The sequence below is a fragment of the Micromonospora sp. BS32 genome, assembly GCF_059089345.1.
In genome coordinates this window covers 12,098-37,695 of the sequence record NZ_JBSSHR010000024.1, presented here as the reverse complement: position 1 = coordinate 37,695, position 25,598 = coordinate 12,098, and the positions used below count along the sequence as shown (strand labels likewise).

Below are 25,598 nucleotides of genomic sequence, written 5' to 3'. Positions count from 1 at the left end.
GCGCAATAATCGGGCCATGACCCCCGCCCCGCACCGGGTGGCCGTGCTCGCGGTCGACCACGTGGTCGGCCTGGACCTGGGCACCCCGGCCCAGGTATTCGGCACCGCCCGCACCGACGACCTGCGACCGCTCTACACCGTCGACGCCTGCACCCCGGGCGGCCGGCCGGTGCGCAGCACCGCCGGCTTCCAGGTCCTCCCCGAGCACGGCCTCGACCTGCTGGCGACCGCCGACACGGTGGTCGTGCCCGGCATCCACGGCGGATCGCCGATGACCGACGGCACGGTCGACCCGGAGGTCGCGGCGGCGCTGCGGGCCGCCCACGACCGCGGCGCCCGGATCATGTCGATCTGCACCGGGGCGTTCGTGCTCGCCGCCGCCGGCCTGCTCGACGGCCGCCGGGCCACCACCCACTGGGCGTACGCCGACCGGTTCCGCCGGCTGCACCCGGCGGTCGACCTCGACCCGGACGTGCTCTTCATCGACTCCGGCAGCGTGCTGACCTCGGCCGGGGTGGCCGCCGGCATCGACCTCTGCCTGCACGTCATCCGCACCGACCACGGCAGCGAGGTGGCCAACCGCTCGGCCCGGCGCTGCGTCGTGCCGCCGTGGCGGGACGGCGGCCAGGCCCAGTACATCGAACGCCCCGTCCCCCGGGGGCCGGCGAGCGGCACCGCCGCCACCCGGGAGTGGGCGCGGCAGCGGCTGCACGAGCCGGTGGCGCTACGCGACCTGGCCACCCACGCCCGGATGAGCGTGCGCACCTTCACCCGGCACTTCCGCTCCGAGACCGGCCTGAGCCCGGCCCAGTGGCTGCTCCAGCAGCGCACCGACCACGCCCGACTGCTGCTGGAGACCACCGACCTGCCCGTCGACCAGGTGGCCCGGCGCAGCGGCTTCGGCACCACCGCCGCCCTCCGCCAGCAACTGCACCATCGCATCGGCGTCTCCCCGACCACCTACCGCCGCACGTTCCGCCGCGCCTAGCCCCGCTCCCTGTCCCCGTCGCGTCGGTCCAGGGAAAGCGTCCCTGTTCGATCTCCGACGACGACACCTTCCCTAGACCGACGAAGGTGGGGTACCGGGGGCAACTGGAGCTCCGCGGAGGCGATGGAGGGCCGCGAGGACGTCCTGGAGGTGGACGTCGTAGGGGTGAGCGGCGGTGCCCGAGCAGGGGTGTGCGCCGGGTGCCGCGGGGAGCGGGGGTGGTCGGGTGGGCGGCGCGGGATGCATGGCCGGCGGCGAGCGGTCGGCCAGCGCGGTCAGACCGTCCGCCAGCGCCGTCAGCTGATCCGGCAGCGAGGGTCGTGGTGGGACGGCCGGCGGGTACGCGTCCGGGGGCGGGGTCGGCAGCTCCAGTCGGGACCGGACGTCCTCGCAGAGCAGCAGGACGGCTGCGACCAGCACATCCACGTCGTCGAGCGGCTGGTCAGCCGCGCGCAACCGCGACACTCGCCGCCGTCCCCGTACCGTCCGACCGGTGACCCGGCGAGCGGCCGTGCGGGCCGCGGAGAGTTCCCCCAACCGGGCGTGCGCCTCCCGGGCGTGCCCGCAGGCGGCGTCCGCCTGCGCCACCGAGCTTCGGCGCACCGCCTCGGCCGCGCTGAGCAGGGCCTCCGCCGCGTCCCGCAGGATTTCCCGGACCGGCGCCTCGACCAGCTTCACCGGATCCGGGCTGAACAGCACCTGGCTGCCGAGCAGCCCCACCGCACCGCCGACCGCGGCGTCCAGCAGGTAGTCCGTCGGCGAACTGGACGCGCCGACCGTCACCACGATCAGCACGGCGGCGCCGGCCTGGATGTAGGTCAACGGCCGGGGGTCGAGGAGGGCGGCCATCGACATGGCCAGCGCGACCGCCGGGATGATCAGCCAGAACCCGCCGCCCAGGTGCAGGGCGCGGACCCCCTCCCCGATCAGGACCCCGGCCAGCACCCCGACGAACAGGTCGACGGCCTGGCGACCCCGGCCGCCCATGCCGGCGGTCAGGCAGATCAGCGCGGCGGTGGCAGCGAAGATCGGAGTCGGGTGGCCGAGGAGCGACTGGGAGATCCACCACGCACCACCGGCCAGCAGCGCGCACTGGACGATCAGCGGCGCGGCCACCCGCAGCCGGCGGCGCAGCACGGCCGGGCCGGCGTCCAACGCGAAACGGCGGCCCGGCAGCGGCCACCTCACCGGAGCGGGCGACTCATGACCCGGCCGTGCGGGCCACCCCGTCGCGCAGCATCCGAAGCTGGGCCAGGTGCTTGGGCAGGTGTACCCGGGTGTGCAGGTCCAGGGTGCGACCCCAGGGCAGCGGCTCGTCCACCACCAGGTCGAAGCCCTCGCGCAGGTGGGTCTCGACCGCGGTGTCGGCCGCCGGGCCGAGCCGGTCGACCAGCGTGCAGAGCTTCTGGCTGGTGGCCCGCAGCAGGGTGGCCAGCCCGGGCAGCCCGCCGCACTCGGCGACCAGGGCGTCCAGCTCCGGCCGGTGCACGCCGGCCAGGTCGTAGAAGACGTACGGGGACCCGCCGAGCACCGCCTCGGACGCCTCGCTCATCAGCTCGTCGTTGGCCGCGAGGTGCGCCACGATCTGCTCCGCGCTCAACTGCCCCGCCGGGGGCACCCCGAACCCACCCGCCTCCACCTCGGCGAGCACCTCCCCGTACGCCCGCCGCATCCCCGAGCTGTCCATCCCCCCATCCAACCCCGCCCGCCAGCGTCGACCGGGCGGCTACCGCTCCCGGATCACCCGGACGGGCGGGTCCGCTCCCCTGGGTCAGCGGCGGCCGTGGCGGGCTCGGAGGTAGTCGGAGACGACGTACTCGCCGAGGTCGTCGAGCTCGGGGGTGAACATCCGGCCCTTCGAGCGGCGGGCCACCGCGTCGACGAAGCGGCGCAGACCGGAGTCGTCGCCCAGCATGAAGAGGTTGAGGGTGGCGCCGTAGCGGGTCAGCTTGTCGACCTCGCGGACGGTGGCCTCGATCGTCTCCGGCAGCGGCGGCCAGTGGAAGTACGCCTCACCGTCCTCCGGGTCCAGGTGCGCGGTCGGCTCGCCGTCGGTGACCACCAGGACCACCGGCTCCGCCCCCGGATGCCGGCGCAGGTGCCGCCCGGCCAGCCGCAACGCGTGCTGGAGGTTGGTGCCCTGCTGCATGTCCGGCTCCGCCGCCGCCAGCTCCTGCTGGGTCAGCGGCATCGCCTCCCGGCCGAAGCCGACGATCTGCAACGCGTCCTGCGGGAACCGGGTCGCCATCAGGTGCGACAGGGCCAGCGCCGTCTGCTTCATCGGCCCCCACCGCCCCTGCGAGATCATCGAGTACGACAGGTCCACGCAGAGCGCCACCGCCGCCGACGCCCGACGCTCGGTCTCCACCACCTCGAAGTCGTCGACCGCGAGCTGGAGGGGGACGCTCGGGCCGGCCCGGCGTACCGCCCGGGTCAGCGTGCGGACCACGTCGAGGGGCTGCTCGTCGCCGTACTCCCACTGCCGGGACGCGCCGCTGACCTCGCCGGCCGCACCGGCCGAGCGGAGGTCGTGCCCGCCGCGCGGGCCGGCGGTCAGGTCGGCGAAGACCCGGCGCAGCGCGGTGCCGGCGAGCCGGCGCAGCGCCTTCGGGCTGAGCGTCAGCCCGTCGGCGTCCCGGCTCACCCAACCCTGCCGGCGCAGCTGGAGTTCCAGCTCCCGCAGCCGGCGGACGTCATCGGCGGCGTCCCGGCCCAGCGTCCGGGCCACCGCGTCGACGTCCACGTCGTCCAGGGTGGCGCCGGCGTGCTCCTGGTCAAGCGAGTCCAGCAGCTCGTCCAGCTCGGCGATCTCGTCGAGCGCCCCGGTCGCCTCGCCGTAGCCGAGCGGCTGGTCGCCGCGGACCCGCTCGCCGCGCTGCCAGTTCAGGTCCGGGCGCAGCGCCCGCAACTGGCCGTCGAGCTGGGACAGCTCGCCGGCCAGCTGATCGCCGAGGGACTGGCGCATCAGCCCGGCCAGCTCCTCGCGCTGCCGGTCGGACAGCGACCGCATCAGCCGCTCCCCGGCCGCCGCCCGGCGGGCCAGCACGTCGACCAGCTCGTCGACGTCCTTCGGCTGCTCCGGGAAGAACTCCCCGTGCCGGCGCATGAACTCGGCGAACGCGTCGGTGGTGTCCTCGGAACGGGCGTGCCGGGCCAGCAGGTCGTTGAGGTCGCCCATCATCTCGGCGAGCTGCCGCTGCACCGCCGGGTCGCCGGCGGCGCGCGCCGCGTCCCGCAGCCCGGCGAAGCGCTGCTCCAGCACCTCACCGCGCAGCCCGTCGAGGATCCGCTGGTACGTCTGCCGCGCCTCGTCGCTGGCCCACCGGTAACCGGAGAGCTCCTGCACCGCGCGGGCGGTGGAGCGGGGCAGATTGTCCAGCACCGCCTCGGCGAAGCGGGCCTCGTCGTCGGTACGCCCGCGCAGCTCGTCGCGTTCGGCCGCGAGCGCCTGGTCGAGCAGCGCCCGGGAGCGGGTCACCGCACCGTCCAGGTCGCCCCGGCGCAGTGCCTCCCGGCGCAGCCGCCGGGCCCGGGCGGCGAGGTCCTCCAGGCCGCCGTGCCCCTGCGGGCCACGGCGGAGCAGGTCACGCAGCGCCTCCCGCAGGCTGCCGCCGGCCAGCACCTCGGCGCCGACCGCGTCCACCGCGGCGCGCACGTCGTACGGCGGGGCGAGCGGGTCGGGCCCGCCGCGCCACTGGCCGTAGCGGAACCGGTTCCCGGCCACGCCTCAGCCCCGGCCGCCGTAGACGGTACGGCCCGACTCGGTGACATCCTTGCCGAGCCGGCGGGTCAGGTGCAGCCCCTCCAGCACGAACTCGACGCCCGCGGCGGCCTGCTCCGGGGTGGGCGCGTCGCCCAGCCCCAGCCGGTCCAGCGCCTTGGCCAGCCCCGGCACGGTGCCGACCTGGCGCAGCAGCTCGGCCGAGGAGACCAGCTCGCCGGTCTCGATCACGCCGTCCTCGGCGACCAGCGCGGTGAAACCGGACAGGTCCAGCCCGGCGAGGCGGGCCCGGAAGGTCTCCGCGGTGGCGGTCCGCAGCAGGTGGGCGAGGACCTCGATCTCCCGCCCCTCCTCGCCGCTCTCGAACTCGACCTTTCCGCGCAGCGTGGAGGTCACCGAGACCGCGTCGCCGACCCGGGCGACCGGCGCCTCGGCGCGTACCCCCTCGGCGGCGGGACCGGCGGCGAGCAGGCCGGAGCGGCGCAGCGCGGCGGCGGCGACCGTCTCGGCGGCGGCGATGGCGAACCGGGCGGAGACGCCCGAGCGCGGGTCCACCGACGGCGACTCGCGGACCGCGCGGGCGAACCGGGCGAGCACCTCCAGCACGTGCTCCGGCACCTCGGCGACCAGGTCGGCCTCCTGCCGGATCAACGCCAGCTCCAGCTCCAGGTCGACCGGGTAGTGGGTACGGACCTCCGCGCCGAAGCGGTCCTTCAGCGGGGTGATGATCCGGCCCCGGTTGGTGTAGTCCTCCGGGTTGGCGCTGGCCACCAGGAAGAGGTCCAGCGGCAGCCGCAGCTGGTAGCCGCGGACCTGGATGTCCCGCTCCTCCAGCACGTTGAGCAGCGCCACCTGGATCCGCTCGGCCAGGTCGGGCAGCTCGTTGACCGCGAAGATGCCCCGGTTGGTGCGCGGCACGAGTCCGAAGTGGATGGTCTCCGGGTCGCCGAGGGTACGGCCCTGGGCCAGCCGGATCGGGTCCACGTCGCCGATCAGGTCGCCGACGCTGGTGTCCGGGGTGGCGAGCTTCTCGCCGTACCGCATCGAGCGGTGCAGCCAGGCGATCGCCAGCTCGTCGCCGGCCTCGGCGACCAGCGCGCGGGACGCCGGGGTGAGCGGGTGCAGCGGGTGCTCGTTGAGCGCCGAGCCGGGGAGCACCGGCGTCCACTCGTCGAGCAGCGCCACCAGCGAACGGATCAGCCGGGTCTTGCCCTGGCCGCGCTCGCCGAGCAGCACCATGTCGTGGCCGGCGAGCAGCGCCCGCTCGACCTCGGGAAGAACGGTGTCGTCGTAGCCGACGATGCCGGGGAAGCGGTCCTCGCCGGAACGCATCCGGGCGAGAAGATTGTCGCGGAGTTCGGACTTGACGCTGCGGTACCGGTGGCCGGACGCGCGCAGCTCGCCCAGCGTGCCGGGCAGGTCGGCGGGCGGGACCGGGAGAACCTGGTTGGGCTCAGTCACCCGACCCACGCTAGCGCGGTCCCGTGGCCGGCTGCCCGGTTCCGCCCGCCCGCGCTCCCCGGAGGGCCCACGAACGGGCGGAACCGGGCGACCGGGAGCGGCCGATCCCCCCGTTTCCCGCGACCCGCCGCTCCCGGTCACTCCCGGCCGCAGCGGCGGCAGGCGCCCCGCCGTCGCAGCTGGTACGCCAGCGCCGCCGCGCCGAGGGCCACCCCCCACAGCGGCCAGAGCAGCATCGGCGCGCCGGCCATGCTGAGCCCCTCCTCCAGCGCCCAGAACCGCGGGCTGGACAGCAGCCCGAGGGAGGCCGCGGTGACCGCGAGCGCCACCAGCCCGGCGGGGACCACCGCGAGCGGGATCGGCACCCGCCGGCCGGCCAGCCCGACCAGCCAGCGCGGGAAGCGCTCGCCCCAGGGCCGAACCAGCCCGACGGTGAGCACGGCGCCGACGGTGGCGAAGGCGCCCAGGCCGGCGCCCGCCCAGACCAGGCCGCTGTCCTGCATCTCGTGGAGGAACCCCGGGGTGATGCCGAGCGGGATCCCGGCCGCCCAGGCGAACCGGGTGACCGCGTAGGTCAGCGGGATCGCCGTGGCGGTCCAGGTCGCCCAGCGCCCCCACCGGGCCGCCGAGGCCGGGGTGGTCCAGCCCCGGGCCCGGCCGTCCCGGCCGCAGGTCAGGCAGGCGCCGGCCGCCCGTCCCTGGCCGGCCAGCAGCGCGCCGGCGAGCAGCACCCCGCCGACCAGGGCCGCAAACCGGGCGAAGAGCGGCCAGGTGAAGATCTCGGCGTAGTCGACCGGCGGCCAGCCGAACGGCGCCCCGAGGATGAGCATCGGCGCGTACCCGAGCACGACCAGCACCCGGGCGTCGGGCACCACCACGGCCAGCACGAAGGTGAGCGCCCAGCCGTAGCCGAGCAGCAGCACCCGGAGCGGGCCGCGTACCGGGGCGGACAGGGCCAGGGCGGTGACCGCGCCGGCCAGCAGCAGACCGCCGAACAGCGGGGCGCCGACCTCGACCGGGACCAGCCGCAGCAGGTTGGCGCCACCGCCGTCCGGGTCGTCGGCGCCGAACGGGTAGCCGGCGCCGGTCAGGGTGGCGACCAGGGCGAACACGCCCCAGACCGCCAGCCAGCCGGCCGCCAGCGGCGCGGCCAGGTCGAGCCGGGACCGGGCGGCCCGGTGGGGTGGGGCGGAGGTGAGCGTCGTCATGGCTCCAGCCTGGGCGGCGCGCCGGTCGCGCCCCTCCCGCGCGGGGGCGAACCCGCTCCCCCGGCGGAGGGATCAGCCGGTCGGGATGACGAAGCCCGACTCGTACGCGGCGATCACCGCCTGGGTGCGGTCCCGGACACCGAGCTTGGCCAGCACGTTTCCGACGTGCGTCTTGACCGTCTCCGTGCCGACGACCAGCTCGGCGGCGATCTCGGTGTTGGACAGGCCGGCCGTCATCAGCCGGAGCACCTCCGCCTCCCGCTCGGTCAGCCGCGCCCCGACCAGCCGGTTCCCGCCCGGCCCCGCGTACGCCCCGGCGAGCCGGCGGATCGCGGCGGGGAAGAGCAGCGAGTCCCCGTCGGCGACGGCCCGCACGGCGGTCACCACCTCCGCCGGGCGGGCCCGCTTGAGCAGGAACCCACTCGCGCCGGCGCGCAGCGCCTCGTAGACGTACTCGTCGTTCTCGAAGGTGGTGATCACCAGGACCCGCGGCGGGTCGGCCGAGGTGGCGAGCAGCCGGCGGGTGGCCTGGATGCCGTCGATGGCCGGCATCCGGACGTCCATCAGCACCACCCGGGGCCGCAGCCGCGCCACCAGCGGCGGCACCTCGACGCCGTCGGCGGCCTCGCCGACCACCCGCAGGTCGGGCTGGGCGTCGATGATCGCCCGCAACCCGACCCGGATCAGCTCGTCGTCGTCGACGATCAGCACGTCGATGGTCACCGCGTCCCTCCCGTCACGGCGTCCGCCGGCGGGGCACCGGCAGCCGCACCCGGACCCGCCACCGGTCGCCCTCCCGCCCGGCGGTGATCCGGCCGCCCAGCAGCAGAACCCGTTCCCGCATGCCGGCCAGGCCGCGGCCGCCGCCACCGGGCCCGGTCGCGCCGCCGACGGCGTTTTCCAGCTCGATCTCCAACCCCTCCGGGGGTACGTCCACCCGCAGCCGGACCGGTCCGCGGCCGTACCGGGCGGCGTTGGTCAGTCCCTCCTGGACGATCCGGTAGCCCTCCCGGGACACCGCCGGGGGCAGTTCGCACAGCTCGCCGCCGATCCGCGCCTCCACCGGCAGCCCGGCGGCCCGGGTGTCGGCGACCAGCCGATCGAGCTGGGCCAGGGTGCGCTGCGGCGCGGTGCCGGCCGATGGGCGGACCCGCTCGTCGCTCCGCCTGAGCACGCCGAGGACGTGGTCCAGGTCGTCCATCGCGTGCCGGCTGGTCTCCTCGATCGCGGCCAGCGCACGGCGGGCGAACTCCGGGTCGTCGTCGAGCAGCTGACGGGCCGCGCCGGCCTGGAGGGTGGCCACGGTGAGCGCGTGGCCGACGGAGTCGTGCAGCTCCCGGGCGAGCCGGTTGCGTTCGGCGAGCCGGATGGCCGCCCGTTCCAGGGCGGCGATCCGCTCCTGCGGGGACGGGCCGAGCAGCACCGGGGCCATCGAGGCGGCCAGCGCGCCGAGCCCGGCGACCGCGTAGCCGAGGCCGACCAGGACCAACGCCCCGGCCAGCGTGAGCCAGCCGGTGTTCCGCCCGTCCAACGGCCCCAGGCCAGTCGTCGGGTGCGGGCCGGTGTCGACGCCGAACTGCGCGACGATGAAGACCAACGCCATCGGCAGCGCGCTGATCAGCGCGAACATCACCAGGCCGCCGGTGGCCAGGTGCAGGCCGATCCAGAGCGCGGCGCGCAGCCGGGTCTCCCGGTCGATCCGGTGGCCGGCGACCGGCTCGGGCAGGTCGACGCCGAGCAACGCCCGGGCGGCGGCGATCTCCAGGGCCCGGCTGCCCTCCAGGAAGACCGGTACGGCGGCGATGGCGGCGGCGACCACCAGCAACCCGAGCACCAGCGGGCGGGGCACCTCGCCGCGGGTCAGCAGCTGGGCGAAGGTGGCGGCCAGCAGCACGTACGGCAGCACCAGCACCCCGCCGAGCAGCAGGAACACCCCGCGCCGCCAGGTGCTGCCGCGGACCAGTGGCGCGACGACGGCTCCGGGACCCATCCGGTCATTCTCCCGCCGGCACCGGCCCCGCCGACTCCCCCGAGGTGGGGAGATCCCGCCTCAGCGGTGCTCCTGCACGTACTTCTCCGGGTCCTTGTCGGCGAAGCGCAGGTTGCGCCCGTTCTTGTGCTCGCCGTAGAAGGTCAGCCAACGGGCGCCCAGCTCGGCCCGCAGCTCCACACCGACGTGCCGCCGGAAGTCGGGCAGCGCCTCGTCCTCCTCCTCGGCGAGGTGCTCGCTGTTCTCCCGGCGAGCTCGCCACACGGCGGCCCACCACTCGTCCGAGCCGACCGGGTGCAACTTCGACTCGGCGATCGCGTCGCGGATCTTGTTGTGGTCGCCAACGGCGTCCTCGGTCTCCTCCTCGCCGTCGTCGCCGTGCTTGACCAGGTGCGGGTAGAGGATGGTCTCCTCCGCCTCGGCGTGGATGTCAAGGTGCAGGGCGAGCGCCTCCCAGATGGCGAGCAGTTCGGCGTCGTCCCGGGCGTCGTCGAGCCGGGCGAAGCCGCGCCGGAAGGCGGCGTGGTCGTCGAGGATCAGCGCGGTGATGTCGTCCATGGTGCTCACTTCCCCAGCCGGGCGCGGATCAGCTTCGGCAGCGCGGCCAGGCCGGTGACCGGCCGGAACTGCTGGGCGGCGGTGGCCAGGGCGGCGTACTCGGCGTCGGTCAGGTCGATCTCGGCGGCGGCGGCGTTGCGCTCCATCTGCTCCACGCTGGACGCGCCGGGGATGGCCACCACGTTCGGGTGGTGCAGCAGGTACGCCAGGGCGATCTGGCTGGGGGTGGCGGCGTGCGCGTCGGCCACCTCGCGGAGGGTGGCGATCAGCGCGGTGCCGCGTTCCAGGTTCTCCGGCAGGAAGTACGGGTTCGCCCGGCGCACCGCACCGCTCGGGGGGTGCTTCGCGTCGTACCGCCCGGAGAGGAAGCCCTGCGCGAGCGGGCTGTACGCGATGACGATCCGGCCGGTCTGCTCGGCGTACGGGATCAGGTCCTCCTCCGGACTTCGGTCGATCATGCTGTAGCGGACCTGGTTGCTGAGCACCCGGCGGCCCAGCGCGGCCTCGGCGAAGCGCCACCGGCGCAGGTTGTAGTTGCTGACCCCGACCTCGCCGACCAGGCCCACCTCCTGCAGGTCGCGCATGCCGCGCATGGTGGTGGTGTCGGCGACCACCGGGTTGGGCTGGTGCACCTGGTACAGGTCGATGCTGCGGACGCCGAGCCGGGCCGCGGAGGCGATCGCCCGCTGCTGCACCACCGGGGCGACCGGCAGCACCGGGAAGATCTTGCTGGCCACCACGACCTTGTCCCGGTCGTCGCCGAGCGCCTCGCCGAGGATCCGCTCGCTGCGGCCGAAGCCGTAGATCTCGGCGGTGTCGAAGAGGGTGACGCCGAGGTCGAGCGCGCGCCGCACGATGTCCGCCGCGCGGCGCTCGTAGTCGGGGCCGTAGCCCCACTCCTTCGAGCCGAACTGCCAGGTGCCGAGACCGATCTTCGAAATGGGCTTCGGGGTGTCGAGCGGGACGAATCGCATGGCCTCGAAGCTACCCGGCAGGGCCGGCCGGCACGCCCGTTCCGCCGCCCGGGCGCAAGGGCCGGGTGGATCCGCCTCCACCTGACGCGACGGTCTCGCGGAGCCCCGGGAGCGGTACCACCCGACGGACTAGGCTGATGATCCGTGACCTACCTTGCCGCCGATGAGCGCTACGACCAGATGACCTACCGGCGCAGCGGACGCAGCGGGCTGCGACTGCCCGCCATCTCGCTCGGCCTGTGGCACAACTTCGGCCCGGACCGGCCCTACGAGCGGCAGCGGGACATCGTCCGGCGCGCCTTCGACCTCGGCGTCACCCACTTCGACCTGGCCAACAACTACGGCCCGCCGCCCGGCGCCGCCGAGGAGGCCTTCGGCCGGATGCTCGCCACCGACCTGAAGCCGTACCGGGACGAGCTGGTGATCTCCAGCAAGGCCGGCTACCTGATGTGGCCCGGCCCGTACGGCGAGTGGGGCTCGCGCAAGTCCCTGATCTCGTCGCTGGACCAGTCGCTGCGCCGGATGGGCCTGGACTACGTCGACATCTTCTACTCGCACCGGTTCGACCCGGACACCCCGCTGGAGGAGACGATGGGCGCGCTGGACGCCGTCGTCCGCTCCGGCAAGGCGCTCTACGTGGGCATCTCCAACTACACCTCGGAGCAGACCGCGCAGGCCGCGACGATCCTGCGCGACCTGGGCACGCCGCTGCTCATCAACCAGCCGTCGTACTCGATGTTCAACCGGTGGACCGAGGACGACGGCCTGCTGGACACGCTGGCGGAGGTGGGCGCGGGCTGCATCGCCTACAGCCCACTCGCGCAGGGCCTGCTCACCGACCGCTACCTGGGCGGCATCCCGGAGGACTCCCGGGTGCGCACCAGCGTCTTCCTCGACGAGAGCGCGCTGACCGACGAGAAGCTGGCCGCCATCCGGGGGCTCGCCGACCTCGCCGACCGCCGGGGGCAGACGCTGGCCCAGCTTGCCCTGGCCTGGGCGCTGCGCGACCCGCGGATGACCAGCCTGATCATCGGCGCGAGCAGCGTCGCCCAGTTGCAGGGGAACGTCGCCGCGGTCACCAACCTCGACCTCACCGCCGAGGAGTTGGCCGAGATCGAGCGCCTGCTGGGCTGACCGGCCGCCGGCCGCCGCGGGTCGTCCCGGGCGGCCCGGCGCCCGGGTCACCAGATGCGGCGGCGGCCGGCGCGGTGGCTGCGCACCTCGCAGGGGCGACCCGGGGGTACGGTGCCGGCCCGGCGCAGCCGCATCGCGACCATCGCGGCGAGCAGCACGGTGACCGCCGCCGCCGCCCCCACCACCAGCGGGAAGCTGTCGCCGCCCAGGTGGGTCACCGACGCCACGGGTACGCCGTCGCGCTCGACGGGCGGCGCGGTCAGCCCGGGTACCGCGGTGGTGCGCGGCGGCGTCGCGGCCGGGGACGGGCCGGCGCTGGCCGGCGTTCCGCCGCGGATCGCGTCGGGCGCCCGGAAGACCACGTCGGAGCAGGAGTAGTAGCTGTCCGGGGTGTCGGAGTTCTGCCAGATCGTGTAGATCAGGTGCCGGCCGGTCAGCCCCGCCGGCAGCCGCCCCGGAATCTGGTACGACCCGTCGCGCAGCGGCGGGTCGGTGACGGTCAGGAACGGGAGCGGGGCGAGGTCGGCCCAGCTCAGCCGGCTTCCCGGATCGTAGCCGGGGCGGGTGGCGTAGAGCCGGAAGGTCCCCTTGTGCGGGATGGTGCCCCGGTAGCGGAAGGTGAACTTCGCGCCGGCGGTCAGCTCGGTCGCCGGCCAGTCCACCCGGGGCAGGTCCAGCCCCCGGTACGCGGACAGCCCGCCGCTGCACAACTCCCCGTCGGGGATCCGCTCCCGGTCCCGGCCGTTCACGCCGAAGACCCGGATGTTGTCCCACTCGCGTACCGCCGCGCCGGCGGATACGGCGGCCTGGCAGGCGGGCGTCGAGGCGTCCCGGCCCTCCGGGCCGCAGGCGGCGGAGCGGCTCAGCGGGCTGGTCGGCGCGCCGTGCGCGGCGGCGGGAGACGCGGTGAGCAGCACGGTCGCGGCGACGGCCACGGCGGTGGCGAGCATTCGACGTACGGTCATGAGGTCGACCTCCCGCGCACTGGTACGGACCGGGGATCCGAACAGTTCGATCGGTGACGCCCCTCTCATCTTCGGCGGCGGCCTGCCAGGGCTCCGGCGCGGCGTCGCGGGGCGGCGGGCGGCAAGGGGTTCGCTCTACAGTGACCGCACTTTCGAAGGATCAAGGAGCGTGCGTGTCCGAGCCGCCAGAGACACCAGAATCTTCCGGGGTCGCCCCGTCGGCCGGCGCTGCGCCGACCGCCGACGCGACGCCGTTCCTGCTCGTCGCGTCCGCCGTCGAGGGCGCCCCGCCCGGTCTGGTCTGGCCCGGCCGCCCGGGTGAGCCCGCCTGGGCCATCCCCGTCCAGGTCCCGGCCGGCACCCGGGGGTACGCGCTGTTCCTGCCCCTGGTGCCGGCCGGTGCCGACACCGCCGCACCGCCCAGCGCCGGGTCCACGGTCCCGACCGTCGGCCCGCCGGCCACCGCGACCTCGGTGGCGGTCCCCCGGCAGGCCACCGGCGATGCCCCGACCCCGGCGATCCCCGCCCAGGCCACCGGCGACGGCACCACCACGGTGGACGGGCCCGCGGCTTCCCCGCCCTCGCCGGTCGGCGAGGACACCCCCGTGGGGATCTCGGGCGACCGCGCGGCCACCGGGGCCGCAACGCCGACCGTGCAGGCCAACACGGCGGAGACGACGCAGCCGACCGGCGACGCTCCGGCGTCGGCAGCCGGTGACCGCGTCACCACACCGGCCGGAACGCAGGCCACCCCGGCGGCCCCGACGCAGGCCGGCGGCGGCACCGCCGCGCCGGCTCCGGCCGAGGGCGCGGCCGTGCCGGCTCCGGGCGAGGGCACGGCCGTACCGGCCGCAACGCCCACCGGGCACCAGGCCGCCGCCCCGGGCGTCGGCCACCCGCGCGCCGGCGCGGCCGGTTACCCCGCCGGGCCCTACCCCGCCGGCGTACCCGGCCAGTTTCCGCCCGCCGCCGCACCGTTCCCTGGGGGTCACCCGGCACCGCAGTGGGGCGGGCCTCCGGTCACCTGGACCCCCCGGCCGGCGGAGCCCCGGACGTCCTTCCTCGGCGCGCGCTGGCCGGGGCCGAAGCAGGCGACCGGGCGGGCCGTGCCCGCCGCGGTCCTGGCCGGGGCCCTGGGGGTGGCGACCTTCGTCCCGCTGGGCCGCACCGGCATCGGCTGGTTCCTCGGCTGGCTCGTCCTGACCGCCGCGGTGTTCGCCGCCGTCCGGCGCGGCACCGCCGCGCTGCCCCGCACCGATCGGCTGATCCGGGCCGGCTGGGCGGCGGCCGCGCTGGCGCTGCTCTCCGTGCTCACCTTCCGCAACGCATGGTGGCTGGTGACGTTCTGCGTGCTCGGCGCGCTCGGCTGCGCGGCACTGGCCATCGTCGGCGGACGGTTGATCCGCTCGATCCTGTTCAGCCTGGTCGCGGCCCCGTTCGCCGCGTTCCGCGGGTTGCCGTGGGTACGCCGGCACGTCACCGCCTCGCCCGACGCGGGGATGGTCCGCCGGGTCACCGGGTCGGTGCTCGGCACCGTCGCGGTGCTGCTGGTCTTCGGACTGCTCCTCTCCTCGGCCGACGCGGCCTTCTCCGAGGTGCTCGGCGCGATCGTGCCCGAGATCGGCGGGGGCGCGGTGTTCCGTTGGATCTTCCTGGCCGTGGTGGGCGGCCTGATCGCGGTGGCCGCCACCTACACCCTGGCCGTCCCGCCGGACCTGTCGACCGTGGACCGGGACGGCCGGCGCCGGCTGAGTGCCCTGGAGTGGGCGCCGGCCATCGCCGCGCTGGTGGCGCTCTTCGCCGGCTTCGTCGCCGTGCAGTTCACCGTGCTCTTCGGTGGCCAGCGGCACGTCCTGAAGACCGCCGGGTTGAGCTACGCCGAGTACGCGCGCAGTGGCTTCTGGCAGCTGCTCTTCGTCACCCTGCTGACCCTGGCCGTGCTGGGCGGGGTGAGCCGCTGGGCGCGCCGGGAGACCCGGTCCGACCGGCTCCTGCTGCAAATCCTGCTCGGGCTGCTCGGCGCGCTGAGCGTGGTGATCGTGGTGTCGGCGCTGTCCCGGATGTACGCGTACCAGAAGGTCTACAGCTTCACCGGTGAGCGGATCTTCGTGATGGCCTTCGAGCTGCTGCTCGGCGCCGTCCTGCTGATGATCCTGGTGGCCGGGGTCCGCTGGCGCGGCCGCTGGATCCCCGGCGCCACCGTCGGGCTGGCCGTGCTGATGCTGCTGAGCCTGGCCGTGCTCAACGCCGAGGACTACGCGGCCCGCCGCAACGTCGCCCGGTACGAGCAGACCGGCAAGATCGACGCCTGGTACCTGCGGGCGCTCTCCGCCGACGCCACGCCCGCCCTGGCCGGCCTGCCCGACCCGGTCCGCCGGTGCACGTTGAGCTGGATCGACGACGACCTCGCCGAACCCGACCCCTGGTACGCCTGGAACCTCGGCCGGGCCAGGGCCCGCGCCGAGCTCAAGCGACTCGGCCCGGCCGCCAGCGGCGGGCAGCAGGACTGCACCGCCGCCGACCAGTACGACCTGCCCAAGGGGCGCACCCCCCGCTGAGCAGAGCATCGATACGGAAATGACGAACGCCCTGGCTCCGGGCAAGATCCCGGGCCAGGGCGCGAGTCGTGGTGAGAGTCGGGCAGACCGCTCACCGCTCAGCGGCACGCCGCCGTGCCGCCGTCGAGCGAGCGACGCGCGGACAACGACATCACCGCCTGCGCGCCTCGTCGCGAAGCCCCGCGTGCAGCAGCACCAACCCGAGGAGGAACCCGAGGAGGGCCAGCAGCCGCATCGCATCGCGGAAACCGTCCTGCAGGGTGAGCAGGAACACGAGCACGGCCGTGAGCAGGAGCAGGAACGACCCGAACTTCGCCAGGTTGCCTGTCAAGGCCGGCCTCCAAGCATCTGGTGCACGGATGGTCTTACAGCGGAACGTGGCATGAGGAGCCCTTCATGGAGTGCTGCACTGCGTAGGCGAGGGAAACATGCCCGGAGTACTCGAATCTCGTGACCACCGCCCGGGGGGCCTTCGATCGCCACCGATCAGCCCAGTCCGGAGCCACCACCGTGTCACCAGCGTTCCCGATTATACAAATTGGCGAGGTGCCGGCCGTCAAGTTCCCCGTCCAGCCTGCCGTCCGATTTCCGGATATCTCGGTCCGCTTCTCGCATTGTTGGGCGATCGCGTCAAAGAGCAACCCGACCGTCGGCGCGACGGTCCTCTGCGCCTGCGAGGCCTCCCATCCCTGGTACGCGTCGCAGATGCCCTCGATGTACGCACCCATTGACGACGAGATGTACCGGCCATCAAAGCGCTGAATGAGTTGGTCGGCCAAGCGGCCAAGGCTGATCAGATCACGATCCGTCATCTCCGAAACGTGCGTCAACGAACGCCACAGCCATTCTTCGTTGGCCCTGAGGTCGTACGCCGCCCCCATCACGGCCAGCAGTACGTCGCCCTGCTCGATGGCCTTCGTCCGGCCTACCACCGGTCGTTTGGAGAATTGCGCGGCCGCCTGCATCACCGCAACGGTTCCGGTCGTCCGGCAACTGAGGCGTCGCCTCGTGCAGTAGTCGCGGTAGCTGCGGTCGAGGCGCCGCTCGAGGGCGCCCACCCGGCCCTTGACCACGTCAGGTCCGGTCGTGTCCGGTGGGGCGATCGGAGCGTGCAGCAGAACCCAGGCTGAAGGCGCGACCGAGGCCGCAGTCGCCGCGGGTAACGCCCCGAACGATTGTCCGACGATACCCGCCAGGGGTCTATCCTCCGCCTTGAGGATGGCCCGCAGCGTGGTGGCGTAATCCGCGCCGCGCCACGTCCGGTAAGAACATTCTGCAAGGCCGTCCGCAACCTTCGCCGACTTGGCCGGTGACGAGAGCGCGGATCCGAACTCGTCGAGACGGGACAGGCAGGGCTTGCTCGGGCTTTCCGATGCCCAGGGCTCGCGAATCAGCAGGAGGTCGTAGTTGTGGAGCAGCGTCTCCGGTAGCCCGAAACCCGAAACGTCGGGACGGGACAGTATGTCGATTCCGGGCCCGCCCATCTCCAGCAGGACGAGTCCACGGGAGGACTGGGAGGCAGCGGCAACCGCGTAGGACACGTGCAATCCGTCCACCGTGGTGACGTCTCTGCACGTCGTCCCCTTACTGCTGCAGAGCTGCGGGATGGCGGCCGCGCGTTCCGGATCCTGATTCGAGACGCTGCCCTGAGGCACCGGGGAGGCGGTCGAGCGCGGCGAGCACGCCACGGCACCGGCAGCGAGGATGATCACGATGAACAGGGGTAATAGGCGCTTCCCGGAGCGCAGAGCGCTCCGGGAAGCATCACGGTCTGTGTTGGGCACACGCGTTCCGAATCAGCAGGTGCTCGAGTTGGTGCTACCGCATCCGGTGCCGTCCTCATAGAACGTGCTCCAGAAATTGACGTGCTGGTAGTCGTTTGCGTAGAAGGTCGAACCGGCCCGTCCAGCAATCCAGTTGAAGGCGGTCTCCCGTGGGCCGAAGGGATACGAGAGGTACGGGTGGTTCCAGTTCACGCTCATGTCGCCCGGGCTCGTCGAGCTGATGGAGACGGTGTACTTGTCACAGTCCTTGAAGGTGATGCTCGAGGAGGCGCCGGCATAGCTGAGGCTCAGCGACAACGGCGTCGAGTTGCAGTCACCGGTGTGCGTGCCGGTCGAAGGCGACCAGTCGACCCAGTGATGCATCCCGTATCCCGACTTGGGATACGACTTGATCGCGAAGTTGTCGATCCCATAGTTGAAGCCGCTGATGTCGTACGCCCGCGCGACGGCCTTGCGCTGGTAGCTCCAGTAGTCGTATGAGGCGTCGCTCTCCCCGGTCATCTTCTCCTTGGCCCACGTCGCCAGCAGCTCGCCGACGCTGGTCCTCAGTAGATACTGTCCGCTGCCCTGTAGCGAAAAGGAGGCGAAGCCCGGGCCGTCGGGCATGGTCACGTCCGACTCGTCGAACCCGATCTCGCCCAGAGCGCTGGCCGCCAGGGTCTTGTGAACCCGCCCCAGCTCATCCGCGGCCCGACCTTCTTCGATGTCGACCTGCTTGATGGTGTAATCGCGGGGAACCACCACCTCGACCGTCTTGAACTCGGCGCTGTCCGACCGCTTGAAGGACAGGTAGTCGACATACTCGGTGTCGTAGTAGGTGCCCGCCGCAGCAGCCCGGGCGACGAAGTCGCGCTTCAGCGCCTGCCCGGCAGTCGGGGTGGCGCGCGCGGTGCGGTAGGCGTCGCTCACCATGGTTGCCGAGAAGGTCGCTCTGCCACCGGGGGCCGGCGCGGTGGCCCCCGCGGCCGCCGCGCCGTTGGCCGTCGCGGCGATGACCGTGCCGACGGCCACTGCGGCGACTCCGCTACGGCGGACTAAACTCCACGTTTTTCTCATGCTGCTCCCCGATCAGTTGAAGGGTGGGACCGCATGGAAACGATTGCGGCCGCGGCGTCCTGCAAGCCGCAGCCCCTCCACACGTGACGACCATGCTATGCCGAGACATTTCCATATGACAATGCACGTTCGGATCTTGCCCGCTGACGTTTCCCGTGCTAGGGCGGATTCATGCGGTGCCGAACGGACTCCACGTATGGCACAAATTCGCAAGAACGCCGAATACGCCACAGCCGCTGGTCCATTAAGTCGACTTTCAATGGTGAGATCTCCACCTAACGGTGCCGGCACCACGAATCCGTGCGCCCGACGAGTCGCACGCCAGCGGGCCTGGACATGACGAAAGGGCGCCCGCCTGCCGGCGGACGCCCTTTCGCAAGGGTGGAGCCGAGGGGACTCGAACCCCTGACCCCCACACTGCCAGGAGCCGGCAAAGGCCGGCCAGCCTCGCCTGGCGCTGCTCAACTGGTCCGCAGGGGTACGCGGTCGTCCGGTCAGGTGCACCGCCTTGGCTACTCGCGTGGCTACTCCGCACCGGGCGATCTGCGCATTACGAGCCCGTTCCGCGGCGCTGATCCGCCCCCTGGTCCTCCTACTCGAGGTGGTGTCTGAGTCCGCGATCGTCCGCTGCTGCTCGCCGGTTTGGCTGCTCGCTTTGCTGCTCGGCGAGCCATGGACGCCCTCGGTAGCTCTGGGCCTCGCAGGTAATCCGCGACGCTCAAGCGGGTCCGGGTCGTCGTGGCCTGCTCGTGTCAGCTTCCATCGGGACGGGCGACGGTCGGCTGCGCCGGCCAGAAAGGCCATTCCTCGAACGATTTGCAGCGCCCGTCCTCGGCGAAGCGCATGATCCACACGTCGCGGTACTCCTGGTCGACTGGGTCGCCATACCGGACCTCCACTCGCGCCACCGCAGTGTTGCCCTCGACTGCGACGACCTCGCTGGCCATCTGGAACACCTCGTCAGGGCCGTCGCGCTCGTCTTCCCACATCCGGGCTATGGCCGGCAGGCCGATGATCGGTGTCTGGTACGGCCCCTGCAGATAGCTCGCCTCTTCGGTGAAGATCGTGGCGAGCACCTCAGTCCCCGGCGTCCGCCACGCCTGCTCGTAGGCCTCAAGCCAGCCCTTCACCTGTTTCCTATCCACAGGTGCCCAGCCTTCCACGTGACCGAGCGCTAGACGGCGGGGTTGGCCAAGCCGCGAGGAGTGCTCTGGCACCTGCCCGATCTGGGCCGGTCGCAAGTTCTCGCGTACAAGGCGCTTCCGGCAAGACTCAGAGCCTCCGCTGACGTCCACTGGGTCCGGGCCGGAGTTGATGGCGGTGAGGCATCATGGTGGCCATGAATGCCCCAAGCGCTGATTGGGTCACCATCGTGGCCTATGAGAACATCGCTGGCTGTCTGCAGCCGATGGCTGCCGTCCGCGCTTGACTGCGTGATCGGGGCATCGACTGGATGCCTCTCGAGCCGGGCGAGGTTCGCTGGGATCTGGCCTGCGGCGTCCGCGCTGACGGTCGTTGGCATGGCTGGGTGACCATCCGTATCCAGGCAGCTGCTCTTCGCCGCCTCGGCTTGCATCCCAGCCAGCCGACCGCGACCGTTACCGGGCCGTCTCCGCCCGCGTGGTGGCACGCCGCTGCCACGCCCGGTGAGACATCAGCGATCTCTGTTCAGACGAGGCCTAACAGGCCGGGCGCTGCTCGGTAGGTCAACGGCAGGTGTCTGCCAGGACGTGTACTCCGCACCTCCGGCTGACCTCACGTGTCGCCACCGTTGAGGCATGAGCTTCACGCCGCCCACTGCGGCGGCCCGGACGGCACTCACCTGGGCGCACGGCTACACCCTGCGGAGTGGGGCGGCGGTTGGTCATGCAACCTTTTCGGGTCACAGCCGGTACTACCTCGTGACCGACTGGGCAGAAGGGCGGGCACGTGATCACACCGGAGGGCTTTGACGACTTCGTCGTGACCCGCTCCCCGCGGTTGCTGCGCACCGCATTCCTGCTCACTCGCGATTGGGCGCTGGCCGAGGACCTGCTGCAGACCGCGCTGGCGCGGGCTTGGGAGGCGTGGCGGCGCATCGACGGCGATCCGGAGCCGTACGTGCGCCGAATCATCGTCAATACATACGCCTCGTCATGGCGGCGCAGGTGGTGGGGCGAGCTACCCACGGCCGACCTCCCCGAGGTGGCCGCCGAGGCTGATCCGCACGCCAATCTCGACGACCGGGACCGCCTTTGGCGGGCGCTGGGCCGTCTGCCCCGCCGGCAGCGCGCCGTGCTTGTGCTGCGCTACTTCGAGGACCTCTCGGAGGCCGAGATCGCCGAGGCCCTCGGCTGCTCGGTCGGCACAGTAAAGAGCCAGGCCAGCCGGGCAGTGGCCAAGCTTCGCCTCGATCAGACGCTGGCGCCGGAAGGGATGCTGCGATGAACCTCACCGATCTCAAGCAGGTACTCGACGAGCGTTCCGGCGGCCCGGCGGAGCACGTCATACACCACATGCGGCTGCACGGCGTGCGCGCCAAGGTGGTCGCGCGCCGACGCCGACGGATCGCGACCTGGACCACGTGCGCGGTGGCCGTCCTGGCCGGCATCGCCGCGGCCGCAAGCGTGCCCGGACTCCACACGGACGGCACTCCCACCCCGGCGGACAGCCCTTCCCCGCCACGCGCGATCGAGGGATTTCCGGAATACGCCAACGGCGCGCACGTCGTGACCGCAGAGTCCGCCGAACTGCCCCAGCGCCGCGTCGAGCTCACGATCGTGCCGACCACTCTTGATCTGGTCATCTTCAGCCGCTGCGACGACCCCGGAGATGGCATCGAGCTCCAGGAGAAGCTCACCGTGAACGGCCACGACCTCGCCGACGGTACGTGCGGTGGCAACGGCACCACGCGACCGTCGAGCTGGAAGGGTCTGGACGTGGTGGTCGGCAAACCCGCCACATTCGTCATGGCGGTCACCGGAGCCAAGCAGTTCCCCCAGACGGGCACCGTCGATGTGCCGATCCCGCAGACCGGCAGGTTCGGGCTCGCGATCGGCGAGCGGGTCCCGTTCGAGGAGTACCCGCTGCCACCTCGGCCATCACGAACACTCGAGCCGCTGGACCAGCGGATCCCGGCCGTCTGCACCGAGGCGCGGTGCCCGCATGCGGTGATCATCCGGTCGGATCCCGTCGACCCGAGGCGCCCGGTCCGACGGACCGTGGTTTGGCAGCCGGTCAGTTCGATCGACATGGTCGCCCAGACGCCCGGGCTCCTCCACCTCCGCGTCAACGGCGTAGAAATCACGACCGGCGAGTGGTGGGACTACGACATGAGCCCGAATGGCATGTACGGCGACAAGGGCGGGGAGTGGAAGCGCCCGTTCGGACTCGACCTGCATCCCGGCGACTCAGTGACCATCGAGATCATGCCCGAGCACACCACCGGGGCCTGGCAGGTCGTCTTCTCACCGGACGGAATGGGTGAGGGTGGGTAGTGCGTGCCGGGATTCGGGGATCAAGGCCTGCGAGACCCTCCCCTGGTAGCGGCGCATGTTCGATGCGAGGAGGCGGTTGCCGCTGACGGATCGCCTCGCTTGGTACCGAAGGTCCGCCTGAATGACCTGCGGCACACTGCCGCCACCCTCCTGCTCGACTTAGCGTGGCCCCGGATTCTCATGGAACTCCTCGGTCACTCCTAGATCGGCGTCACCACACGACAAAGGGCGTCCGCCATCTCTGACGAACGCCCTGTCGTGAAGGGTGGAGCCGAGGGGACTCGAACCCCTGACCCCCACACTGCCAGTGTGGTGCGCTACCAGCTGCGCCACGGCCCCTTGCTGTCGTTCCCGGTCGCCCGGGCACGACGAGAACTATACACACGCCGCCCGGCATGGTCATGTCGCGGGGGGTGCCCCCGCTCCGCCCTCAGTTGAGCGCGACGTCGGGCGGGAAATGGGCCACGGCCGCCATCATTCCGCCCTGCCGGCGCAGCACCATCGGCCAGAGGTCGTCCGGCCGGTCGACGAAGGCGTCCCCGGGCAGCGCGTCGAACACGAACCAGGAGCCGTCCTCGACCTCCTGCTCCAACTGCCCCGAACCCCAGCCGGAGTAGCCGGCGAAGACCCGGATCCCGCCGATGCTGTCGCGCAGCTTCTCGGGGTCGGCGGAGAGGTCGACGGTGCCGACCGCGCCGGAGATCTGCTGAAAGCCGCGCAGCCGGCGCATCGGGTGCCGCATCCGGGCCAGGCAGATCGCCGAGTCCGGCTGCACCGGGCCGCCCTCGAAGAGCACCGCCGGGTGCCGGGCCAGGTCGCTCCAGTCGCCGAGCACGTCGGCGACCGGCACCTCGGTAGCCCGGTTCAGGACCACCCCGAGCGCCCCGCCGGCCTCGTGGGCGACCAGCAGCACGACGGTACGGTCGAAGTTCGGGTCCTTGAGGGCCGGAGTCGCGACCAGCAGCCGCCCGGTCATCGACTCCATGGCTGGACCCCCGATCGCCCGCCCCTCCTCCTGCATGTCGGACACCGTCAGCCGCGCACCGGGCCGTAGGACCGGGTGCTGCCGACCATCCGTGCTGTCACCGCCATGCCTGGCACCATAGCCTGCACCCCGGGCGCTGGCTAAGGTCTGACCGGCGGATGATCGAGCAGGATCGAGGGAGGCACGATGGGTCCGACGGCGGACATCGCGGTGATCGGCGGGTCGGGGCTCTACGCGCTGCTCGACGGCGCCACCGAACACCGGGTGGAGACGCCGTACGGCGCGCCCTCCGACGCGGTCACCATCGCCGAGGTCGGCGGCCGGTCGGTCGCGTTCCTGCCCCGGCACGGCCGGGACCACCGCCACCCGCCGCACCTGATCCCGTACCGGGCCAACCTGTGGGCGCTGCGCTCCCTCGGGGTACGCCAGGTGCTCGCCCCGTGCGCCGTGGGCGGGCTCCGGCCCGAGCTGGGCCCGGGCACCTTCGTGGTGCCGGACCAGCTGATCGACCGGACCAGCGGCCGGACGCAGACCTACTACGACCGGGGCGCGGTGCACGTGCCCTTCGGCGACCCGTACTGCCCGGTGGGCCGGCGTACCCTGCTGGCCGCCGCGACCGGCCGGGACGTGGCGGCGGTCGACGGCGGCACGGTGGTGGTGGTCGAGGGCCCGCGCTTCTCCACCCGCGCCGAGTCCCGGTGGTACGCCTCGATGGGCGGCACGGTGGTCAACATGACCGGCCACCCGGAGGCGGTGCTCGCCCGCGAGCTGGCCCTCTGCTACACCTCGATCGCGCTCGTCACCGACCTGGACGCCGGCGTCGAGGCCGGTGAGTCGGTGACCCAGGAGGAGGTGTTCCGGGTCTTCGCGGCGAACACCGACCGGCTGCGGGGCGTGCTGCTCGACGCGCTGGCCGCCCTCCCCACCGACCGGGACTGCCCGTGCGGGCACGCCCTGGACGGCATCAAGACCCCCTTCCCGCTGCCCTGAGCGGTGCCGCCGGACCAACGGTGACCGGCAAAGCGCCCGGCTCGTCCCCGGACGCCCGATAGATTCGGCAGGTCGGGTGTGTGGCCGTCGTGCCTCCCGGCGGCCAGCAGCACGCGCCGGGGACACGGAGGCATGGGTGATGGCGAGCGTCCGGGACACCACCTATGACCTGCTCCGCGCGTTGGGCCTGACCACGGTCTTCGGCAACCCCGGCTCGACGGAGGAGCCGTTCCTCGAGGACTTCCCGGCCGACTTCCACTACGTGCACGCGCTGCACGAGGCGTCCGCGGTGGCGATGGCCGACGGGTACGCCCAGGCCACCGGCCGCCCGGCGCACGTCAACCTGCACACCGCCCCGGGTACCGGCAACGGGATGGGCAACCTGGTCACCGCCTGGCACAACCGCACCCCGCTGATCGTCACCGCCGGCCAGCAGAGCCGGGAGATGCTGCTGATGGAGCCCAGGCTGGCCAGCCGACACCCCACCGAACTGCCCCAGCCGTACGTGAAGTGGGCGCACGAGCCGGTCCGGGCGCAGGACGTGCCGGCGGCGATCATGCGGGCGTACGCGACGGCCGCCCAGCCGCCCACCGGGCCGGTGTTCCTCTCACTGCCGCTGGACGACTGGCACCAGCCGGCCGACCCGCCGCCGCAGGTGCGCACCGTCGCCACCCGGTTCGCTCCCGACCCGCGGCGGCTGCGGGAGTTCGCCGCGGTGCTGGCGGGCAGCCGCTCCCCGGTGCTGGTCTTCGGCGCGGCGGTGGACCGGGCGGCGGCCTGGCCGGTGGCCGTGGCGGTGGCCGAGCGGTTGGCCGCGCCGGTCTGGTCCGCGCCAGCGCCGGAACGGGCCGCCTTCCCGGAGCAGCACCCGCACTACCGGGGAGTGCTGCCGTTCGCGATCGCCCCGCTGGCGGAGAAGCTGCGCGGGCACGACACGGTGCTGGTCGTCGGCGCGCCGGTGTTCCGTTACTACCCCCACGTGCCCGGCGACCACCTGCCCGAGGGAACCCGGCTGCTGCACGTCACCGACGACTCGGACGAGGCGGCCCGCGCCCCGGTCGGCGACAGCCTGCTCGGCGACGCGGGGCTGACCCTGGCCGCCCTGCTGGACCTGCTTCCGGCGGCGGACCGGCCGGGGCCGGCGCCGCGACCCGCACCGGAACCCCCGGAGGCCGGTGCTCCGCCGAGCGCCGACGCGCTCTTCGCCGCCCTGGCCGCCTGCTGGCCCACGGACGGGGTGCTCGTCCAGGAGTCGCCGTCGAACCTGGCCGCCCTGCGCCGCCGGCTGGTGGTGAACCGGCCGGCGTCGTACTTCACCATGGCCAGCGGCGGGCTCGGCTACGGCCTGCCGGCGGCGGTCGGGATCGCGCTCGCCGAGCGGGACACCGGCCGCGCCCGACCGGTGGTCGCGGTGATCGGCGACGGGTCGTTCCACTACTCGGTGCAGGCCCTCTGGACGGCGGCACGGCTGCGCCTGCCGCTGGTCGTACTGGTCCCGGTCAACCAGCAGTACGCGATCCTCAAGGCCTTCGCCGACTTCAAGTCCACGCCGGGAGTGCCCGGGCTGGACCTGCCCGGCCTGGACATCACCGCGATCGCCCGGGGGTACGGCTGCGCGACCCGGGTGGTCAGCTCCCCCGACGAGCTGGGTGAGGCGGTCGGGGAGGCGCTGCGGGCCGACGGGCCGACCGTGCTGCCGGCCCCGATCAACCCCGAGGTGCCCCGGATCCTCTGAGGAACGGGCCCCGGG

At 73.0% G+C, this 25,598-nt stretch carries 22 protein-coding genes and 1 tRNA gene; 7 read left to right on the top strand and 16 right to left on the bottom strand.

Annotation, left to right across the window (positions count from 1 at the left end; all coding sequences use genetic code 11):
- Nucleotides 1-16 precede the first annotated feature (16 nt).
- Complete coding sequence (locus tag AC5RWQ_RS26505; protein ID WP_494285357.1) at nt 17-988, top strand: GlxA family transcriptional regulator; 972 nt, start codon at nt 17-19, stop codon at nt 986-988.
- 72 nt (nt 989-1,060) lie between these two features.
- Here the strand turns inward: AC5RWQ_RS26505 and AC5RWQ_RS26500 are convergent, their stop codons facing one another.
- The 9 genes from AC5RWQ_RS26500 to AC5RWQ_RS26460 form a co-directional block, all read right to left on the bottom strand.
- Complete coding sequence (locus AC5RWQ_RS26500) at nt 1,061-2,176, bottom strand: FUSC family protein (RefSeq protein WP_494285356.1); 1,116 nt, start codon at nt 2,174-2,176, stop codon at nt 1,061-1,063.
- Between the two features lie 13 nt (nt 2,177-2,189).
- Nucleotides 2,190-2,675: a hypothetical protein gene (locus AC5RWQ_RS26495; RefSeq protein ID WP_494285355.1), complete on the bottom strand. Its 486-nt coding sequence runs from the start codon at nt 2,673-2,675 to the stop codon at nt 2,190-2,192.
- Nucleotides 2,676-2,759: 84 nt separating this feature from the next.
- Complete coding sequence (locus tag AC5RWQ_RS26490; RefSeq protein ID WP_494285354.1) at nt 2,760-4,712, bottom strand: VWA domain-containing protein; 1,953 nt, start codon at nt 4,710-4,712, stop codon at nt 2,760-2,762.
- Nucleotides 4,713-4,715: 3 nt separating this feature from the next.
- Nucleotides 4,716-6,179 (bottom strand): magnesium chelatase ATPase subunit I, encoded by a 1,464-nt coding sequence (locus AC5RWQ_RS26485; protein ID WP_494285353.1) that lies wholly within the window; start codon nt 6,177-6,179, stop codon nt 4,716-4,718.
- A gap of 128 nt (nt 6,180-6,307) precedes the next feature.
- Nucleotides 6,308-7,378: a hypothetical protein gene (locus AC5RWQ_RS26480; protein ID WP_494285352.1), complete on the bottom strand. Its 1,071-nt coding sequence runs from the start codon at nt 7,376-7,378 to the stop codon at nt 6,308-6,310.
- A gap of 72 nt (nt 7,379-7,450) precedes the next feature.
- Nucleotides 7,451-8,101 carry a response regulator transcription factor gene (locus AC5RWQ_RS26475; RefSeq protein WP_494285351.1) on the bottom strand — a complete coding sequence of 217 codons (651 nt, stop codon included), beginning with the start codon at nt 8,099-8,101 and terminating at the stop codon, nt 7,451-7,453.
- Nucleotides 8,102-8,114: 13 nt separating this feature from the next.
- Entirely contained in the window at nt 8,115-9,368 is a 1,254-nt protein-coding gene (locus AC5RWQ_RS26470) for a sensor histidine kinase (RefSeq protein ID WP_494285350.1), read from the bottom strand.
- Between the two features lie 60 nt (nt 9,369-9,428).
- On the bottom strand, nt 9,429-9,926 hold the full coding sequence (locus AC5RWQ_RS26465) for a hemerythrin domain-containing protein (protein ID WP_494285349.1): 498 nt from the start codon (nt 9,924-9,926) through the stop codon (nt 9,429-9,431).
- Nucleotides 9,927-9,931: 5 nt separating this feature from the next.
- A complete protein-coding gene (locus AC5RWQ_RS26460; protein WP_494285348.1) occupies nt 9,932-10,900 on the bottom strand; it encodes an aldo/keto reductase in 969 nt (322 codons plus the stop codon).
- Between the two features lie 144 nt (nt 10,901-11,044).
- Here AC5RWQ_RS26460 and mgrA point away from each other — a divergent pair, with 144 nt between their 5' ends.
- Nucleotides 11,045-12,034 carry an L-glyceraldehyde 3-phosphate reductase gene (gene mgrA, locus AC5RWQ_RS26455; RefSeq protein WP_494285347.1) on the top strand — a complete coding sequence of 330 codons (990 nt, stop codon included), beginning with the start codon at nt 11,045-11,047 and terminating at the stop codon, nt 12,032-12,034.
- 47 nt (nt 12,035-12,081) lie between these two features.
- On the opposite strand, the gene AC5RWQ_RS26450 is transcribed toward mgrA, so the two are convergent.
- Entirely contained in the window at nt 12,082-12,999 is a 918-nt protein-coding gene (locus tag AC5RWQ_RS26450; protein WP_494285346.1) for a lytic polysaccharide monooxygenase auxiliary activity family 9 protein, read from the bottom strand.
- 173 nt (nt 13,000-13,172) lie between these two features.
- On the opposite strand from AC5RWQ_RS26450, the gene AC5RWQ_RS26445 reads away from it, so the two are divergent.
- Nucleotides 13,173-15,557, top strand: coding sequence for a DUF4153 domain-containing protein (locus tag AC5RWQ_RS26445; RefSeq protein WP_494285345.1), 2,385 nt, complete (start codon nt 13,173-13,175; stop codon nt 15,555-15,557).
- Nucleotides 15,558-15,708: 151 nt separating this feature from the next.
- On the opposite strand, the gene AC5RWQ_RS26440 is transcribed toward AC5RWQ_RS26445, so the two are convergent.
- From AC5RWQ_RS26440 to AC5RWQ_RS26425, 4 genes are all read right to left on the bottom strand, one after another.
- Nucleotides 15,709-15,888, bottom strand: coding sequence for a hypothetical protein (locus AC5RWQ_RS26440; RefSeq protein WP_494285344.1), 180 nt, complete (start codon nt 15,886-15,888; stop codon nt 15,709-15,711).
- 34 nt (nt 15,889-15,922) lie between these two features.
- Nucleotides 15,923-17,269 (bottom strand): hypothetical protein, encoded by a 1,347-nt coding sequence (locus AC5RWQ_RS26435; RefSeq protein WP_494285343.1) that lies wholly within the window; start codon nt 17,267-17,269, stop codon nt 15,923-15,925.
- Between the two features lie 84 nt (nt 17,270-17,353).
- Nucleotides 17,354-18,352, bottom strand: coding sequence for a hypothetical protein (locus AC5RWQ_RS26430; RefSeq protein ID WP_494285342.1), 999 nt, complete (start codon nt 18,350-18,352; stop codon nt 17,354-17,356).
- A gap of 797 nt (nt 18,353-19,149) precedes the next feature.
- Entirely contained in the window at nt 19,150-19,527 is a 378-nt protein-coding gene (locus tag AC5RWQ_RS26425; protein WP_494285341.1) for a nuclear transport factor 2 family protein, read from the bottom strand.
- Between the two features lie 799 nt (nt 19,528-20,326).
- Between AC5RWQ_RS26425 and AC5RWQ_RS26420 the strand changes: the two genes are divergently transcribed.
- Both AC5RWQ_RS26420 and AC5RWQ_RS26415 read left to right on the top strand, forming a co-directional pair.
- Complete coding sequence (locus AC5RWQ_RS26420) at nt 20,327-20,824, top strand: SigE family RNA polymerase sigma factor (protein ID WP_494285340.1); 498 nt, start codon at nt 20,327-20,329, stop codon at nt 20,822-20,824.
- Nucleotides 20,821-21,873 (top strand): hypothetical protein, encoded by a 1,053-nt coding sequence (locus tag AC5RWQ_RS26415; protein ID WP_494285339.1) that lies wholly within the window; start codon nt 20,821-20,823, stop codon nt 21,871-21,873. The genes AC5RWQ_RS26420 and AC5RWQ_RS26415 overlap by 4 nt, the downstream gene beginning before the upstream one ends.
- Before the next feature lie 266 nt (nt 21,874-22,139).
- Here the strand turns inward: AC5RWQ_RS26415 and AC5RWQ_RS26410 are convergent.
- Nucleotides 22,140-22,212 (bottom strand) — tRNA-Ala (locus AC5RWQ_RS26410).
- Between the two features lie 91 nt (nt 22,213-22,303).
- Nucleotides 22,304-22,894 carry a YqgE/AlgH family protein gene (locus AC5RWQ_RS26405; RefSeq protein ID WP_334491124.1) on the bottom strand — a complete coding sequence of 197 codons (591 nt, stop codon included), beginning with the start codon at nt 22,892-22,894 and terminating at the stop codon, nt 22,304-22,306.
- Between the two features lie 150 nt (nt 22,895-23,044).
- On the opposite strand from AC5RWQ_RS26405, the gene AC5RWQ_RS26400 reads away from it, so the two are divergent.
- Entirely contained in the window at nt 23,045-23,848 is an 804-nt protein-coding gene (locus tag AC5RWQ_RS26400) for an S-methyl-5'-thioadenosine phosphorylase (RefSeq protein WP_494285338.1), read from the top strand.
- Nucleotides 23,849-23,987: 139 nt separating this feature from the next.
- Nucleotides 23,988-25,583 (top strand): benzoylformate decarboxylase, encoded by a 1,596-nt coding sequence (gene mdlC / locus AC5RWQ_RS26395; protein ID WP_494285389.1) that lies wholly within the window; start codon nt 23,988-23,990, stop codon nt 25,581-25,583.
- Nucleotides 25,584-25,598 lie beyond the last annotated feature (15 nt).

What these genes read in the sequence shown, in the direction of transcription:
- AC5RWQ_RS26495 (WP_494285355.1), bottom strand. Translation starts at nt 2,675, where the DNA reads ATGGACAGCTCGGGGATGCGGCGGGCGTACGGGGAGGTGCTCGCCGAG.
- AC5RWQ_RS26400 (WP_494285338.1), top strand. Translation starts at nt 23,045, where the DNA reads ATGGGTCCGACGGCGGACATCGCGGTGATCGGCGGGTCGGGGCTCTAC.
- AC5RWQ_RS26505 (WP_494285357.1), top strand. Translation starts at nt 17, where the DNA reads ATGACCCCCGCCCCGCACCGGGTGGCCGTGCTCGCGGTCGACCACGTG.
- AC5RWQ_RS26450 (WP_494285346.1), bottom strand. Translation starts at nt 12,999, where the DNA reads ATGACCGTACGTCGAATGCTCGCCACCGCCGTGGCCGTCGCCGCGACC.
- mdlC (WP_494285389.1), top strand. Translation starts at nt 23,988, where the DNA reads ATGGCGAGCGTCCGGGACACCACCTATGACCTGCTCCGCGCGTTGGGC.
- AC5RWQ_RS26480 (WP_494285352.1), bottom strand. Translation starts at nt 7,378, where the DNA reads ATGACGACGCTCACCTCCGCCCCACCCCACCGGGCCGCCCGGTCCCGG.
- AC5RWQ_RS26470 (WP_494285350.1), bottom strand. Translation starts at nt 9,368, where the DNA reads ATGGGTCCCGGAGCCGTCGTCGCGCCACTGGTCCGCGGCAGCACCTGG.
- AC5RWQ_RS26405 (WP_334491124.1), bottom strand. Translation starts at nt 22,894, where the DNA reads ATGCAGGAGGAGGGGCGGGCGATCGGGGGTCCAGCCATGGAGTCGATG.
- AC5RWQ_RS26465 (WP_494285349.1), bottom strand. Translation starts at nt 9,926, where the DNA reads ATGGACGACATCACCGCGCTGATCCTCGACGACCACGCCGCCTTCCGG.
- AC5RWQ_RS26460 (WP_494285348.1), bottom strand. Translation starts at nt 10,900, where the DNA reads ATGCGATTCGTCCCGCTCGACACCCCGAAGCCCATTTCGAAGATCGGT.
- AC5RWQ_RS26415 (WP_494285339.1), top strand. Translation starts at nt 20,821, where the DNA reads ATGAACCTCACCGATCTCAAGCAGGTACTCGACGAGCGTTCCGGCGGC.